The 15,350-nt window shown below is 70.5% G+C and carries 13 protein-coding genes; 9 read left to right on the forward strand and 4 right to left on the reverse strand.

The features are described from left to right. Nucleotides 1-4 precede the first annotated feature (4 nt). Nucleotides 5-1,918: a fumarate reductase/succinate dehydrogenase flavoprotein subunit gene (locus tag IT371_24595; protein ID MCC6750860.1), complete on the reverse strand. Its 1,914-nt coding sequence runs from the start codon at nucleotides 1,916-1,918 to the stop codon at nucleotides 5-7. Nucleotides 1,919-1,936: 18 nt separating this feature from the next. Next, the gene (locus IT371_24600) at nucleotides 1,937-2,602 is read right to left on the reverse strand and encodes a succinate dehydrogenase cytochrome b subunit (GenBank protein ID MCC6750861.1); all 666 of its coding nucleotides are present in this window, start codon (nucleotides 2,600-2,602) and stop codon (nucleotides 1,937-1,939) included. A gap of 230 nt (nucleotides 2,603-2,832) precedes the next feature. Between IT371_24600 and IT371_24605 the strand changes: the two genes are divergently transcribed. From IT371_24605 to IT371_24620, 4 genes are all read left to right on the forward strand, one after another. Beyond that, complete coding sequence (locus tag IT371_24605; GenBank protein MCC6750862.1) at nucleotides 2,833-5,130, forward strand: hypothetical protein; 2,298 nt, start codon at nucleotides 2,833-2,835, stop codon at nucleotides 5,128-5,130. Between the two features lie 48 nt (nucleotides 5,131-5,178). Further along, nucleotides 5,179-7,938 carry a hypothetical protein gene (locus tag IT371_24610; GenBank protein ID MCC6750863.1) on the forward strand — a complete coding sequence of 920 codons (2,760 nt, stop codon included), beginning with the start codon at nucleotides 5,179-5,181 and terminating at the stop codon, nucleotides 7,936-7,938. 272 nt (nucleotides 7,939-8,210) lie between these two features. Further along, complete coding sequence (locus IT371_24615) at nucleotides 8,211-8,405, forward strand: hypothetical protein (GenBank protein ID MCC6750864.1); 195 nt, start codon at nucleotides 8,211-8,213, stop codon at nucleotides 8,403-8,405. Next, on the forward strand, nucleotides 8,398-8,922 hold the full coding sequence (locus IT371_24620) for a hypothetical protein (protein MCC6750865.1): 525 nt from the start codon (nucleotides 8,398-8,400) through the stop codon (nucleotides 8,920-8,922). The genes IT371_24615 and IT371_24620 overlap by 8 nt, the downstream gene beginning before the upstream one ends. Nucleotides 8,923-8,956: 34 nt before the next feature. On the opposite strand, the gene IT371_24625 is transcribed toward IT371_24620, so the two are convergent. Then, entirely contained in the window at nucleotides 8,957-9,595 is a 639-nt protein-coding gene (locus tag IT371_24625) for a hypothetical protein (protein ID MCC6750866.1), read from the reverse strand. A 100-nt stretch (nucleotides 9,596-9,695) separates the two neighbouring features. Between IT371_24625 and IT371_24630 the strand changes: the two genes are divergently transcribed. From IT371_24630 to IT371_24650, 5 genes are all read left to right on the forward strand, one after another. Next, nucleotides 9,696-10,673 (forward strand): DUF2183 domain-containing protein, encoded by a 978-nt coding sequence (locus IT371_24630; protein MCC6750867.1) that lies wholly within the window; start codon nucleotides 9,696-9,698, stop codon nucleotides 10,671-10,673. Then, a complete protein-coding gene (locus IT371_24635) occupies nucleotides 10,670-11,473 on the forward strand; it encodes a DUF4159 domain-containing protein (GenBank protein MCC6750868.1) in 804 nt (267 codons plus the stop codon). Before IT371_24630 ends, IT371_24635 begins: the two co-directional genes overlap by 4 nt. Before the next feature lie 7 nt (nucleotides 11,474-11,480). Further along, nucleotides 11,481-12,431, forward strand: coding sequence for a tetratricopeptide repeat protein (locus IT371_24640; GenBank protein MCC6750869.1), 951 nt, complete (start codon nucleotides 11,481-11,483; stop codon nucleotides 12,429-12,431). A gap of 298 nt (nucleotides 12,432-12,729) precedes the next feature. After that, on the forward strand, nucleotides 12,730-13,677 hold the full coding sequence (locus tag IT371_24645) for a penicillin-insensitive murein endopeptidase (GenBank protein MCC6750870.1): 948 nt from the start codon (nucleotides 12,730-12,732) through the stop codon (nucleotides 13,675-13,677). Nucleotides 13,678-13,729: 52 nt separating this feature from the next. Further along, a complete protein-coding gene (locus IT371_24650; GenBank protein MCC6750871.1) occupies nucleotides 13,730-14,491 on the forward strand; it encodes a Sir2 family NAD-dependent protein deacetylase in 762 nt (253 codons plus the stop codon). A gap of 6 nt (nucleotides 14,492-14,497) precedes the next feature. On the opposite strand, the gene IT371_24655 is transcribed toward IT371_24650, so the two are convergent. Further along, nucleotides 14,498-15,346: an alpha/beta hydrolase gene (locus IT371_24655; GenBank protein MCC6750872.1), complete on the reverse strand. Its 849-nt coding sequence runs from the start codon at nucleotides 15,344-15,346 to the stop codon at nucleotides 14,498-14,500. Nucleotides 15,347-15,350 lie beyond the last annotated feature (4 nt).

Here is a 15,350-nt window from a genome sequence, read left to right on the forward strand (position 1 = left end):
GCTTTCACTGGTAGCTCCTCTTCGTCGGCTTCACGTACTCGAAGGACAGCGGCTCGCGGTGCTCGGCCGGCGCTTCCCCCTCGCCCTTGTACTCCCAGGCCGTGACGTGGCTGAACTGGTCGTCGTCGCGCTGCGCCTCGCCGTCGGGGGTCTGGAACTCCTCCCGGAAGTGCCCGCCGCAGCTCTCGCGCCGGAGCAGCGCGTCCTTCACCATCAGCTCGGCGAACTCGAGGAAGTCGGCCACGCGACCGGCCTTCTCGAGCTGCTGGTTCAGCTCGCCCGCGCCGCCGAGGACGGTGACCTCCTTCCAGAAGCGCGCCCGAAGCTCCGGGATGCGCGCCAGGAGCTCGGTGAGGCCGGCCTCGGTGCGACCCATGCCGCACCCGTTCCACATCATCAGGCCGAGCTCGCGGTGGAAGCTGTCGGGAGAGCGCTTCCCCTTGACCGCGAAGAGCCGGTCGATGCGCGTGCGCGTCTCCTGTTCTACCTGCTTGAAGGCCGCGTGCCCCTCATCGACGGCCCCGAGCTTGGTGCGCGCGAGGTAGTCCCCGAGGGTGTAGGGGATGACGAAGTAGCCGTCGGCGAGGCCCTGCATCAGCGCGCTCGCCCCCAGCCGGTTCGCGCCGTGGTCGGAGAAGTTCGCCTCCCCGAGGACGAAAAGCCCGTCCACGGTGCTCATCAGGTTGTAGTCCACCCAGAGGCCGCCCATGGTGTAGTGCACCGCGGGGAAGATGCGCATCGGCACCTTGTACGGGTTCTCGTCGGTGATGCGCTCGTACATGTCGAAGAGGTTGCCGTAGCGGTCGCGGATCGCGCCCTCGCCGAGGCGCTGGATCGCCGAGGAGAAGTCGAGGTACACGCCGAGCCCTCCCGGGCCGACGCCGCGACCCTCGTCGCAGACCGCCTTCGCCGCGCGCGAAGCCACGTCCCGCGGGACGAGGTTGCCGAAGCTCGGGTAGCGCCGCTCGAGGTAATAGTCGCGCTCCGCCTCGGGGATCTGGTCCGGGCGCCGGCCGTCCCCCTTCTTCTGCGGCACCCAGATGCGGCCGTCGTTGCGCAGCGACTCGCTCATCAGGGTGAGCTTGCTCTGATGGCTGCCGCTCACCGGGATGCAGGTGGGGTGGATCTGCGTGAAGCACGGGTTCGCGAAGAAGGCCCCCCGCTTGTGCGCGCGGTAGGTAGCGGTGACGTTGCAGCCCTTCGCGTTGGTCGAGAGAAAGAAGACGTTGCCGTAGCCCCCGGTGGCCAGCACCACCGCGTGGGCCGCGTGCGACCGGATCGCTCCGTTCACGAGGTCGCGCACCACGATCCCGCGCGCCTGACCGTCCACGAGGACGAGGTCCAGCATCTCGGTGCGCGGAAACATCTTCACCTTGCCGAGGCCGATCTGCCGCGCGAGGGCCGAGTAGGCGCCGAGGAGGAGCTGCTGCCCCGTCTGGCCGCGCGCGTAGAAGGTGCGGCTCACCTGTGCGCCGCCGAAGGAGCGGTTGGCCAGGACGCCCCCGTACTCGCGGGCGAAGGGGACCCCCTGCGCCACGCATTGATCGATGATGTTCACGCTCACCTGCGCCAGGCGGTAGACGTTCGCCTCGCGGGCGCGGAAATCTCCCCCCTTCACCGTGTCGTAAAAGAGGCGGTAGATGCTGTCGCCGTCGTTCTGGTAGTTCTTGGCGGCGTTGATCCCGCCCTGGGCCGCGATGCTGTGCGCGCGCCGCGGGCTGTCCTGAAAACAGAAGCAGGCCACGTTGTAGCCGAGCTCGGCGAGCGTCGCCGCCGCCGAGGCGCCGGCCAGGCCGCTCCCCACGACGATCACGTTGAAGCGGCGCTTGTTGGCCGGATTGACCAGCTTGAGGTCGAAACGGTGACGGTCCCACTTCTCGGAGATGGGGCCCTGGGGAACCTTGGCGTCGAGGCGCATGGTCGGCTCTCCTTCGCGCTAGCGCACGAGACCGGCGAGTACGGCCACCGGCATCGAGATGTTGCCCACCGCCACCACCGTCGCGAACAGCGCCGCCCCGGTACGCAGGCGCCGGTCCAGCCCGGGGCGATTCAGCCCGAGGGTCTGAAAGAGGCTCCACACCCCGTGGAACAGGTGCGTCGCCAGGAGGATCTGGGCCAGGATGTAGAAGCCCGAGACCAGCGGGTTCGAGAAGCCCACCACCACGTTGTGGTAGACGTCGCCCGGCTGGAAGCTCGGGTGGGCGTTGCCGGTGGTGAAGTGCATCAGGTGGTAGATGACGAAGGCGGCGATGATCGGTCCGCTCAGGCGCATGGTGCGCGAGGCGTAGGTGGCCGCGCCGTAGCGCACGCGGTGATAGCGCTCCGGGCGGGCGCGCTTGGAGCGGATGGCGACCTTCACCGAGGCGACGATGTGCAGGACGAGCGCGAAGAGGAGCGTGAGGCGCACGATCCAGACGAGAGCGGGCATCGAATGGAGCGTCTTCGCGTAGCCGTTGAGCCGCTCGGGCCCGGCGAAGACCTGGAGGTTGCCGACCATATGACCGAGCACGAAGCCGAAGAGGACGACCCCGGTCACCGCCATCAGCGCCTTGGCGCCGATGCTCGATCGCAAAACGGAGAAGGTCGTGGACGCGTGGGGCATGATCTCACCTCGGGCCGAAGGGCCGCTGTCGTCGGCTCGACCGGCGCGCGCTCGCGGGTGGGGCGGGTCGGTCGGGCCGGTGCCGCTGCGCGTTATATCACCCGCGCCGAGCAAATCAAAGGTGGGTTGCGTGCGGCGCGCGAGGGGGCCTCTCCGACGGAGATCGTGGCCCGAGCGGGCGTTTTGGCGGCGCCTGGTCGCCCCCGGGGTCTTGGGGTAGGCTGACGCCGGTGAACCCCCCCGCCGCCGAGACCTTCCAGGACTGGAAGCTGGTGCTCCTCTCCCCCTGGGGGACGGCGATGGTGGTCTTCGCCGCCGCGGTGGCTCTCGCGGCCCTCGCGCTCTCGGCGTGGGGCTTCCGCCGCGTCGCGCGACGGCGAGCCCGCCTCCTGCTGCTCGCCCTGCGTGGCCTGGCCCTCGCGGCGGCCCTGGTGATGGTGCTGCAGCCTGCGATTCAGCTCCGCAGCGTGACGCGCGTGCCGAATCACGTCGCTCTGCTCGTGGATCTCTCGGGGTCGATGGCGCTGCGCGACGAGCAGAAGGGGCCGGCGCGCGTGGAACGGGCGCAGGCGCTCCTCGAGCGGAGCCGCCCACAGCTCGCCGCGTGGGAGCGGAAGCGCCGCGTCGACCGCTACGCCTTCGGGGCCGATCTGCGTGTGCTGCCGGGGGCCGACGGCACGGGCCTCGTCGCGCGGGATCCCGCCACGCGCATCGGCGAGGCGCTGACCGAGCTGCGGAAGCGCTATCACGGGGTGGATCTCGCGGGGGTGGTGCTGGTGAGCGACGGCATCGACAACGGCCGCCTGGGTAGCGGGCGCCTCTCGCCGGAAGGGCGGCAGATCGTCAAGCGGCTCGGCGCCCCGGTGCACGCCGTCTGGGTGGGCAGAGGCGAGATCGTGGACCTCTCGGTGGCGGAGCTCCACGCCGACGGTTTCGCCTTCGTGCGCAACGCCGTCACCGTCGAGGCGGACCTGGCGGTGAGCGGCCTCGCCGTGACCGAGGTCCCGCTGCGCCTCGAGCTCGGCGGGGAGGTGGTGGCCGAGCGGCGAGTGCGGCTCGAGCGTGGCCGCGAGCGCTACCGGGTGAAGTTCGAGTTCGTCCCGCAGCGGGTCGGCAAGTACGTGCTGAGCGTCTCGGCCCCCGTCTACCCCGGAGAGGCGCTGGCCACGAACAACCGGCGCTCGGCGCTGCTGAACGTGATCCGGGACCGTATCCGGGTGTTGCAGGTCTGCGGCCGTCCTTCGTGGGACCAGCGTTTCCTGCGGCGCTTGCTGAAGCGGGACCCGAACGTGGACCTCATCTCGTTCTTCATTCTGCGCACGCCCGCGTCGCTCGCGCTCGTCCCTTCGAGCGAGCTCTCGCTCATCCCGTTTCCGACGGAGGAGCTCTTCGAGAAGGAGCTCGGCAGCTTCGACCTCGTGATCCTGCAGAACTTCAACTACGGCCCGTACGGCATCGGGGTCTACCTGCCGCAGCTTCGACAGTACGTGGAGCGGGGAGGGGGCCTGGCCATGCTCGGGGGCGACCTGAGCTTCACTGCGGGCGGCTACGCCGACACCCCGCTCGCGGAGGTGCTGCCCGTGCGGCTCTTGCCGCCCGAGCTCGCGGCAGACCGGCTGGTCTCGACCGAGGACTTCCGGATGCGGCTGACCGCCGAAGGGAAAGACCATCCGATCCTGCAGCTCGCGCGCAGCCGCGAGGAGACCGAGCAGTTGCTCGCCGTCTCGCCCGCGCTTGCGGGGGTGAACAAGGTGGCAGGCCTCGCCTCGGGGGCCACGGCGCTCGCCACGCACCCGGCGCTGAAGGCGACCGACGGTCAGCCGATGCCGGTGCTCGCCACGCGCGAGGTGGGGCAGGGGCGCACCCTGGCCCTGACCACGGACTCGCTCTGGCACTGGGCCTTCCTCTCCGTCGGGCAGGGCGGGACTCGCCAGGCCTACGACCGCTTCTGGCGCAACGCCATCCGATGGCTGATGCAGGACCCGGAGCTGAAGTACCTGCGGGTCATCTTCCAGCGCGACACGATCGCGCTCGGACAGACGCTCAAGGCCACCGTGCGCGCCTACCAGCCCGACTACCGCCCGGCGAAGGGCCTGAAGGTGCGCTACGAGCTCGGGCCGGTGAGCAGTGGCAAGACCACGGCGAAGGAGGCGGTGACCGACGCGGAGGGGGAGGTGCGGCTGGAGTATCGCCCCGAGGCGGTGGGAGCCTATCGCCTTTCGGCGCGCGCGCGGATCGGCGGGCGCGACACGAGCGAGGAGGCGCTGGCGCTGGTGGATGCGGCCGGGCCCGAGGAGCGAGAACCCCGGGCGCGTCCGGAACTCCTGCGCGAGCTGGCCGCGGCCACGGGCGGTCGCTTTCTCGAGCAGGCCGATCGGTTGCCGGACCTCCCCTTTCTCGAGCCCCGCGTGCTGCACGTCAACTGGCGTAAGGACCTCGAGCTCTGGAGCCGGCCCTGGTGGCTCGCCGGGACGCTGTTTCTGCTCGCGCTCGAGTGGTTCGTGAGAAGGCGCTACGGGTTTCTGTAGCGCGAGGAGGGGGAGACCATGGGAACGAGGGGTGGATGCGGAAGGGGCATGCTGGTGGCGTTGCTGCTGTGCGCGAGCTGCGGCGGAGGCGAGCAGACGCCACCACCCGGAGCCGCGAGTCGGGTGCGCATCGTGCCCGACGCCGTCCTGCTGACGAAGGTCGGCGGCACCGCCCGCTTGGTTGCCCAGGTGCTCGACGCCGCGGGCAACGCCGTGAGCGCGCCGGTCGCCTGGCGCTCGACGCGCGGGGAGCGCATCGCCGTCGATGCTGACGGCCTCGTGACGGCCAAGGTGGCGAACGGCTCGACGCAGATCGTGGCCGAGGCCCAGGGCGTCGCGTCGCCGCCCCTGCTCGCCCTCGTCACCGAGGTTCCGCCGGGCACGCTCCTCCTCACCGATGCGCAGATCGTGGGGGACCCAGTGGCCGTCGATCCTGCAGCCGCGCCGAGCGTCCGGAACACCTACCGCGTCACGCTCGCGGGCGTCCCCGCGCCGACCGTCGGCGGCCTCGTGGTGAACTCCGAGTCCAAGCCCGTGGCCGGCAAGGTTGTCAGCGCGAGCCCCGAGGGGGACCGCACGACGGTGACCCTCAAGCTCGTCCCGCCGCGCGAGCTCTTCCCGCACCTCGACATCTCGGAGACCTTCGACCTCACGCGCGCCGAGCTGCTGATCAATCCGGAGCTTCTCGGGCTCTACGACGTGAAGCAGACCGGCACCACCCTCACCTTCACGCCCAAGGCCGCCCCTGCCAAGGCCAGCGAGGGCGACGGCGTGCGACGCGCCTCGGCGAGCAACGAGGTCAAGCTGGGGCCCTTCACCTGCGAGCCGGCCCTCACGGGCCTGAACCGCCTGCCGATCCTGCTCACGATTCCCCCCGCCCTGTCCTTCACACAGACCTTCAGCCTGGACCTGGTCTACACGGACGCGCACGGGCTCGAGCGTCTCGTGCTCCGCGGCGGTCTCGGCGCGAGCTACGACGGGAGCGCGACGGTGAGCGTGGCCTTCGAGGGGGCGCTCCCCTGTGAGCTCGAGCTCGGAGCGATCCGCATTCCCATCGGAGGACCCGCGTCGCTCCTCGTGGGGGGCCTGATTCCCCTGAAGGTCGGCTTCGAGCTCGGCGGCAAGCTCACCGTGGCCTCGGCCAGCATCGGCGCCAAGGCGTCGGTGTCGGTGCAGTCTGAGGACGGCATCGCTTGCCCACGGGGAGGCCCCTGTCGGTTCGTCCAATCGATCACCGGCACCGCCGAGGCCAAGCCCGTCTTCAGCATGCCGAACTTCGGGACCGACCTGCGCTTCGAGCCCCGCTTCTCGGTCTTCGGCAAGGCCGAGCTCGCGATCGGCAATCCGTTCCTGAAGTCCCTGCGCTTCACGGCGTTCGAGGCTCAGGCCGGCCCCAAGCTCGAGGGGAGCTTCGCCCTCTGGCGCACGCAGATCGAAGCCGCCGACTACGCCTCGTCCTACGGCCTCTCCTTGGAGCTCCGAGCCGGCGTCGGCTCCGACCTCGGCGGCGCGCTCGAGCTCCTCGGCGTCGAACGCCTGGACGTCCTCGAGCTCAAGCACTCGCTCGAGCTCGGACGCTCTCCCGTCGGCACCGCCACCGCCGATGTCCCGAACTTTGCGGTCAACGACCCGGTCAAGGTCACCGTGAAGCTCGACCCGTCGAAGGTCGACTTCCTCCCCGGGCTTGGCCCCTACAACGTGCACGAGGTGGTGCTCGTGCGCCGCGTGGCCGGTCTCAGCGAGCCCGAGACGCTCGCGCGCGTCCCTGCTACCTCAGGCCAGGTCGATTTCTCGCTCTCCTTCAAAGCCACGCGCGCCGGGGGCGCCGACGAGCTCTACGCCCTCCTGGTGACGAAGCTCTTGCCCTTCGACCTCTTCGCCCTGGAGGTCGGGCAGGCCACGCCGCCCGCGGGCTACCAGGTGAACGTGCCGATGCCCCCGCAGGTCCCGGTCAATACGCCCACGCAGGTGACGATCACGGTGACCCGTCCGGACGGACAGGGGGGCTACGTGCCCGCCGCGGGGGTGGTCGTCGAGCTCACGGCGAGCTGCGGGACGGTGACCCCCGCTAGCGCCACCACCTCGGCGCAAGGGACCGTCACCGTCACCATCACCGCGAACGCAGGGTGCAGCAGCGTGGGCCTCCAGGTGGTCGTGCGCGAGCAGGTCGGCGGCCCGCCGGTCGCGCAGAAGTCCACCTCCGCGACGGTCACGACCTCGAACGCACCCATCGACATCGACGGCAATGTCTACGGCACGGTCACTATCGGCACGCAGACATGGCTGAGAGAGAACCTCAAGGTCACGAGGTACCGTAACGGCGACGCGATAGGCACCACCACGGCGGATCTATCGGCCGAAGCCGCCCCCAAGTACCAATGGGCTTACGACGGCAAGGATAGCAATGTCGCCATCTACGGCCGGCTATACACGGGATATGCTGCTACCGATGCGAGAGGCATATGCCCGACGGGCTGGCACGTGCCGACCGGTGCCGAGTGGACGGTGCTCACGGATCACTTGGGGGGCTCGGCGGTCGCCGGCGGGAAGATGAAGGTAGCCGGTACGGGCCTCTGGACCACCCCCAACGCCGGAGCCAGCAACAGCAGTGGCTTTACGGCCCTTCCCGGTGGCGTTCGTGACCTGATACGTTTCGGGACGATGGGCCTCTACGGTTTCTGGTGGTCGTCGACGTTGGGCACTGGCGCAGACGCGCAGTACCTCATGCTGACGTACCTCACCGCCGAGGCCACCCGTGCCTACACCGGATTGAGATACGGGCACAGCGTGCGCTGTCTCAAGGATTGACGAGGCGCCTCGCGCGGGGCGCGCGAGGGCGACCGAGGTCGCCGTAGCGGGTCCTCGAGCGTGGGTGTCGAAGCCCCTCGCCGCGCGTGATATGCTCGATCTCGTTCATGGGTACGACGCCTCGAGAGCTGGCAAGAACCCTTCTCGCCCGCCACGCGGAGCGGCTCCGTCTCGATGCGGCAGCACGAGCGCGCGTCCTCGAAGGCGCGCGCGCTGAGCTCGGCAGGTTGATTTGCGGAGGTCGGGTCGCTCGAGCCTGGCTCATCGGTTCCGTGGCCTGGGGCGCTTTCGGGGTGCGATCCGACGTGGACGTGGTCGTGGACGGACTTTCCCCGGAGGCGCTGGCCGAGGTGCGGTTGCAGCTCGAGCGGGCGCTGGGTCGCGAGGTGGACCTCCTGCGCTTCGAAGAGCTGCCGGCCGACTTCCGCGATCGCGTCCTTCGGGAAGGACGGGCCCTCCATGCCTGACTCGCCGTCGGCGACGACCGCTTCTCTGGCCTCCCTTGCGCGCTTGCGACGAGAGCTCGAGACCGACCGGCACGCGATGCGGACTCGCGCGGCCGAGGCGCAGGCGGTGCTGGGACGATGGGACGAGGCGGCCCGGGACGTCGCGCAGCTCGCGCTGGCGGCCGTGTCGCTCCACGGCTGGTACACGGCCCTCGAGGCGGCTATCGAGCGGGTGGCCCGGCAACTCGACGGGGATCTCCCGCGCGGCGAGCGGTGGCACCAGGAGCTGCTATCACAGGCCTTCGTCCAGGTGCCCGGGGTGCGACCGCCGATCCTCGACGCGGAGCTGGAGAACGAGCTTCTCGCGCTACTCGCCTTTCGCCACTTCTTCCGTCACGCGTACAGCACGCCCCTCGATCCGGTACGGCTGGAACAGGACCTGGGCCGGCTGCACCGTGTCGCGGGGCGCGCGGACCAGCGGCTCGGGGACTTCCTGGCCTTTCTCGAGGCAGCGCAAGAGGCGCTCCTGCGCGGGTAGGAGCACCGGACCCCTCGGTGTCCTGCGGCCGTGCTCAGTACCGCACCTGGATGCCGCCGCCGAAGTCGGCGGTGAAGGTGAGCCAGCGGGTGAAGCCGAGGATCACGCCGGCCTGCGCGTAGAGGCCCAGGTAGCGCAGCACGTCGAAGTTCACGCCGAGCACGCTCCGCACGCCGAAGTCGAAGTTGGCGAGGCCCGCCGTGGCCTGACCCTGGAACTCGAAGACCGGCTGGAAGGTGAGGAACATCTTAAAGAGACCGTCCGGGTCGGTGTAGTACTTCAGCCCCGGGGAGAGGAAGAAGCCGCGCGCGTCCGAGAAGCGCGGCGTGGCGAGCGGGAGCCGGAAGTCCACGAACACCTCCCACGAGGAGGTGATCCCGAAGCTGGGCGAGAACTCGATCCAGAAGGGATACATCCCGCCGCAGACGCTTTTCGGGGTCCCCTTGTCGTCCTTGTCGCCGCAGAACTCCTCGTGGTAAGGGGCCACGATCCGGTAGCCGGAGCCGACGCGCACGCCGAGACCCACCTGGTACTTGTGGCTGAGTCCCTTGCGCGCTGGTGCGGCCCCTTCGGGTGGGGTAGCCTTCGAAGGCTCGTCGCCGGCGTAGGCGGCAGGGCTTGAGGCCAGAAGCCCCGTGAGTAGAAGCAGCCTCGGCGAGAGCGAGCGGCCCATGGGTTCCTCCTCGGATCGGTACGGCCAGCATATCGGGCCAAGGGCGCGTGTCAATCGCCGGTCGGCGTGGTGCGCGCTTCTCGTGCTCCTCGGAACGTCCATGCCAAACGGTGCCTCCGCGAAGAAGAAGGGCCTGGTGGTGGTCGTCTACGGGGGCTTCGGCACGACGAGCCGTGCGCGTCTCTGGGGCCGGGTCCTCAAGGACAAGGGGCTCGACGCCTCGCGACCCGGTGAGAGCTTCTATCGCAAGCTGAAGCGCAACGTGCAGGCTCTCGAATCAGACGAGATCCCCGGCGCCGAGGTAGAGCTGAAGGTGGCCGGCAAGGTCTACCGGCTCAAGGCCGACCACGAGGGCCTTCTGCGGCTCGACCTGTCGGGCCCGCTTCCCGTCGGACATCACCCCGTATCCGCCGTGCTTCACGACGGGCGCCCCTATCGCGTGGAGGTGGGGCGCCTCTCTATCTGGCCCGCCTCCCCGGGGCTCGCGGTGGTGAGCGACGTGGACGACACGGTGCTCAAGACGGGGGTGACCAGGAAGACCCGCATGGTCTGGAAGGTGCTCACGCGGAGCGCGCAGGAGCTCGAGACCTATCCCGGCGCGCCGGCCCTCTATCGGGCGCTCGCCCGGCAGGCCTACCCGATCGTGTTCGTGTCGGGCAGCCCCGTGAACCTCTACAGCAAGCTGCGGGAGTTCTTCCGGCTGAAGCGCTTCCCTTCCGCGCCGCTCTTGCTGAAGAACCTCGGCACGAGCCCCGGCTCGGATGCCCTCCGCGACCAGCGCGCGTACAAGCTCCGCCGCATCGCAGAGGTGCTCGAGCTTCTCCCCGGCTACCGGGTGCTCCTCATCGGCGACACCGGAGAATCGGACCCCGAGATCTACCGGGAGGTGAGCCGCCAGTACCCGCGCCGGGTCGCGGCCACGCTGATCCACCGGGTGACCGACGCCGTCGACGGAGAGGCGCGCTACCGCGGGCAAGTGGTCTTCGCCGCCTACCCCGAGGCCCGCCGGCACTTGGTCGGCAGGCGCTTGCTGCCCGAGCCGTCGCCCGCCGAGGACGCGAGCGAGGAGGCGCGATGAGCGGGTCGCCGAGGCCGAAGCCAGGTAACTCGTCACCGCTCGGTCGGCGCGCCGTGCTGAAGCTCGGAGCCGCCTTGCCCATCGCGCTGTGGGGCGGCAGAGCCTTCGGCCTCGGCGCCAAGGCCAGGGTGCAGCTCGCGCAGCTCCGCTACGCGGGTGGCAACGCCACGCCCCGACCGACGGCGCTGGCGCGCCTGGCCTGGGAGGTGGAGAAGCGGACCAGCATCGACGTGGCGCCGGAAGTGGCCCAGGTGCGCGTGTCCGACCGCGCGCTCTTCGCCCATCCGCTCCTCTATCTGAGTGGCGATGCGGCCTTCGAGCCCTTTCCCGAGGCCGACGTGGCGCGGCTGCAGCGCTTCCTCATCTATGGTGGGACGCTCCTCGTGGATGCCGCGGATCCGCATCCCGGCGGGCCCTTCGACCGCAGCGCCCGCCAGCTCGTGGCCGCGCTCTTTCCCGACCGCGGGCTGCAGGCAGTGAAGCCGCAGCACACCCTGCACCGCTCCTTCTACCTCCTCGAGCGCGCGGTGGGACGCGTCATGACCGCGCCCGCGCTCGAGGCGGTGGAGCGGGATGGCCGCCTCGTGGTCATCTACTCGATGAACGACCTCGGAGGCGCGTGGGCCCGGGACAACTTCGGCCAGTGGGAGCACGGCGTCTACCCCGGCGGCGAGCGCCAGCGGGAGCTCGCCTTCCGCTGGGGGGTCAACGTGGTGATGTACGCCCTGTGCGACGACTACAAGGCCGACCAGGTCCACATCCCCTTCATTCTGAAGCGACGCAAGTGGCAGGTGAAGTGAGGCGGTAATGCGGCGCTTCCTTCGCTCCGTCCCCTTCCATGCGCTCGCGCTCGTCATCGCCCTTTCCCCCCTCGAGGCGTTCGCGCACCGGGCCCTTCCCGCGCAGCTCCGGGCGCTGAACCAGGCCATTTTGCGGCGGCCGCGAGACGTCCGGTTGCGCCTGGACCGCGCGTTCCTCTATGGACGGATGGGCGAGCATGCCCACGCGCTAGAGGACCTGGCGCGGGCGCGGCGCCTCGCCCCGAAGGATCGGGAGGTGGATCTGGCCACCGCGGAGTGCTACGCGGGGATGGGCCGGACGCGCGAGGCGGAACAGGCCCTGGCGCGCTTTTTCCAGCGAGGGCTCGGCACGGGGAGGGCCTTCGCGCTCCGGGCCCGTCTGCACGCGACGGCGGGGCGCCGCAAAGAGGCCGTTGCCGACTACGATCGCGCCATCCCGCTCGCGCCACAGCCCGAGCTCTACGTCGAGCGCGGGAGACTTCAGGAGGCGCAGGGCGAGCTCGCGGCGGCTGCAGCGGGCTACGCGGAGGGGCTGCGTCGGCTGGGCGGCGCGGTGGTCTTGCGCCTGGCGCTCGTGCGGGTGGAGGTCGCGCGTGGTGGCTTCGGGCGGGCCCGCGCGCTCGTGGAGGAGGTGCTGAAGAGCGTGCCCGTGCGGGCCGACTGGCTTCTGCGGCGGGCGGCCATCGCCGAGGCCGAGGGGCAGCGCGGGGCGGTGCTGGCCGACGTGAAAACGGCGGTGGTAGAGCTGGACGCGCTCCTCGCGACGCGCGCGACCGCGTTCGGGTTCTACCGGCGGGCTCGCGCCAAGCTGGCCCTCGGCGACCGGTCCGGGGCGGTAGCCGATCTGCGAGCGGCGCTCGGCCTGGTGCCCGACCACGCTGCGAGTCGCAAAGCCTTGCAGGCCGTCCAGGCCGGGGTGCCGCCTGACCTGCGGAGTCTGCTCGAGGACACCGACTGATCGGGGTGGACCGCGTTCTTTGCCATTGACGTGTGTAATTAGAACTTCATATTTACTGTCGCTTATAAAAAAGGGGCTACCTCCTCCCCGCAGGATCCATTACAGTCGGGTCATCTTCTAAATCCCCCGGCGGAGGCCCTTGGGCGATGCGCAGACCGCATTCCAATCGAAGCTGCACGAAGGGCCTCGGCGGCGCAGCTCGGGGAAAGCGCGGGCCGCAGGGATCTCCTGCGACGATTGTCCAATCCGTATTGCGTAAGTCGGAATACGTCATGCGCCGCAGCTTGGAGCGGATGTCGTGAGAGCTTCCCGCGCGCTGCCGGCCGCCCTCCTGGGTTTCCTCGTCCTCCTGGGCGAGGTGCCGGAGGGGGCGCAGGCGCGCGGACCCGTGGAGGCCTCCGCCGCTCTCGACGACGACGAGGGGGAGGCGGACGAAGACGCGGCCGAGCCCGCGTCGGGCGGGCAGGACGCGAGGCCGGCGGACCCCCCGGCGGCGGACGAAGCCTCCGGGGCCGACGAGGACGACGAGACGCCGCCTCCCGAGCTGCACCGGGTGCGCGCGGGCGAGACCTGGGGCAGCCTCGCGCGACGGCACCGGATGAAGCCTGCGGCGCTGCGTCGGCTGAACCCCGAGCTGGACACGCTCCGTCCTGGCGCGCGGATCCGGGTGCCGGGCCGACTCTACCCCCCGGGACGGGTGCGGTACCCGCTGACGAGCGGTCCGGGCTACCTCGTGCACAAGCCGGAGCGGGCCTTCGGGACGCGGACCACGGTCAGCGCCCTCCGTCGGGCCTTCGCCGCGCATCACGCGCGGTTTCCCCAGGCTCCGCCGCTCTACGTGCACGACCTCAGCAAGCGGGGCGGGGGTCGCCTCCGGCCGCACCGCTCGCATCGGACGGGCCGAGACGTGGACATCTGGCTCCCGCTCCGGCGCCCCACCGCCTCCCGGCGCGGGGCGGCGACGGCCAAGACGCTGCATCTCGAGCGCACCTGGTTTCTCGTGCGAGCGCTCGTGCGCACTGGGGCGGTGGAGATGATCTTCCTCGACTACGGACTACAGCGCGCGCTCTTCGGCTACGCGCGGGCGCACGGGGCGAGCGCCGAGGAGCTCTCGAAGATCTTCGAGTACCCGAAGCGGCGGCGCCGCGGGGGCCGTTACTTCAGCGTGCTGAACCACGAGCGCGGCCATCGGGACCACCTGCACGTGCGCTTCCGCCCCGACCGCCGGGCCGTGCCCACGACCTGATCCTGGCGGGCGAGTCTGCGCCGTGCCCGCGGGCCGCAGGAGACGTGTCCGGATGACCACCACCGCTTCGCTCGAGCGCCTGGCGGAACTCCTGCGCCGGGCGCAGCGCGTGCTGGTCTTCACGGGCGCGGGCCTCTCCACCGGGAGCGGGATCCCCGACTACCGCGGCCCGCAGGGGGTCTGGCAGACGCGACAGCCGGTCTACTACGACGACTTCGTGGCCCGCGAGGCGGCCCGCCTCGAGTACTGGGAGTACAAGCTGGAGGGCTGGCGGGACTTTCGTGACGCGCAGCCGAACGCCGCGCACCGGGCGATCGTGGAGCTCGAGCGAGCCGGAGCGCTCGAGGCGGTGGTGACGCAGAACATCGACGGACTCCACGCGCGCGCCGGGACGAGTCCGGAGAGGCTCGTGGAGCTGCACGGCACGAATCTGGAGGTGGAGTGCCTGGCGTGCGGCGGCCGCAGCGACCCGGCGCCGCACTTCGAGGCCTTCGCCCGGGAGCGGCGCGTCCCGCGTTGCGCCTGCGGTGGGGTGCTCAAGCCGGCGACGATCATGTTCGGCCAGCGGCTGCGTCCGGAGACGCTCGAGCGCGCGATGCTCGCGGCGGAGCGGGCGGACCTCGTGGTGGCGCTCGGTTCGACCCTGTCCGTCTACCCGGCGGCCTCGGTGCCGCTCGTGGCGGCGGAGCGGGGGGTGCCGTACGTGGTGGTGAACCGCGGGCCCACCGACCACGACGGCCTGGCGCAGCTCACCTTGCGGCTCGAGGGGGACGTGACCGAGCTCTTCCCCGAGGCCGTGGCGGCCCGCGGCTGACCGGCGCTACTCCGCGACCCCGAAGAAGCCCAGGGCCTCCTGACAGAAGCGATCGGGCATTTCGAACATCATGGCGTGCCCGCAGCTCGGAAAGACCACGAGGCGCGAGCCGGCGATGGTCCGCTGGAGCTGTTCGCCCAGCACCGGGGGGAAGAGCGCGTCCTTCTCGCCCCAGAGGATGAGCGTCGGGGCCTTCACCTGCGCGATCTCGGGGGCCAGCCAGGCCGGCTGGTGACAGGCGAGGATCCCACGGTGCATCGCGCGTCGCGCGACGGGGGTGTTCATGTGCGCGTACATCACGTCGATCTCCTCGTCGGAGGCCGAGCGCGGATCGAAGTAGACGTCCTTGCGCATGAAGTCGGCGAGGATCGGGCGGCGGTACAGGTAGCGCAGGAGGAAATAGCCGAGGCCCGGCACCACGGCGAGTCGCCCCTTGAGCGGCAGGTCGAAGGGGAAGCAGACGGAGTCCACGAGCACCAGCTGCTCCACGCGCTCCGGAAAGCGGGCCGCCAGGAGCATCGAGATCCCTCCGCCCATCGATTGGCCGACGACGCGGGCTCTCGGGATGCCGAGCGCCGTGAGGAAATCGGCGACGACCTGCGCCTGGTCGAGCAGGTGCATCGAGAAGCCGTCCGGCTTCTCGGAATACCCGTGACCGGGCAGGTCCGGCATGATCAGCCGGAAGTGCCGGCCGAGCGCGGGCCGCACCTTCTGCCAGACGTAGGTAGAGGCTAGGAGCCCGTGCAACAGGAGGAGCGGCGGGCCGTCGGGGCGCCCGTCCTCGACGTAGTGGAGGTGCAGGCCGCCGGCTTGAATGTGGCGGCCGGGGGGCGGTGGGAGCTCAAAGCGTGTCATGGCG

It is taken from the genome of Deltaproteobacteria bacterium (assembly GCA_020848905.1).
GTDB lineage: Bacteria > Myxococcota_A > Polyangia.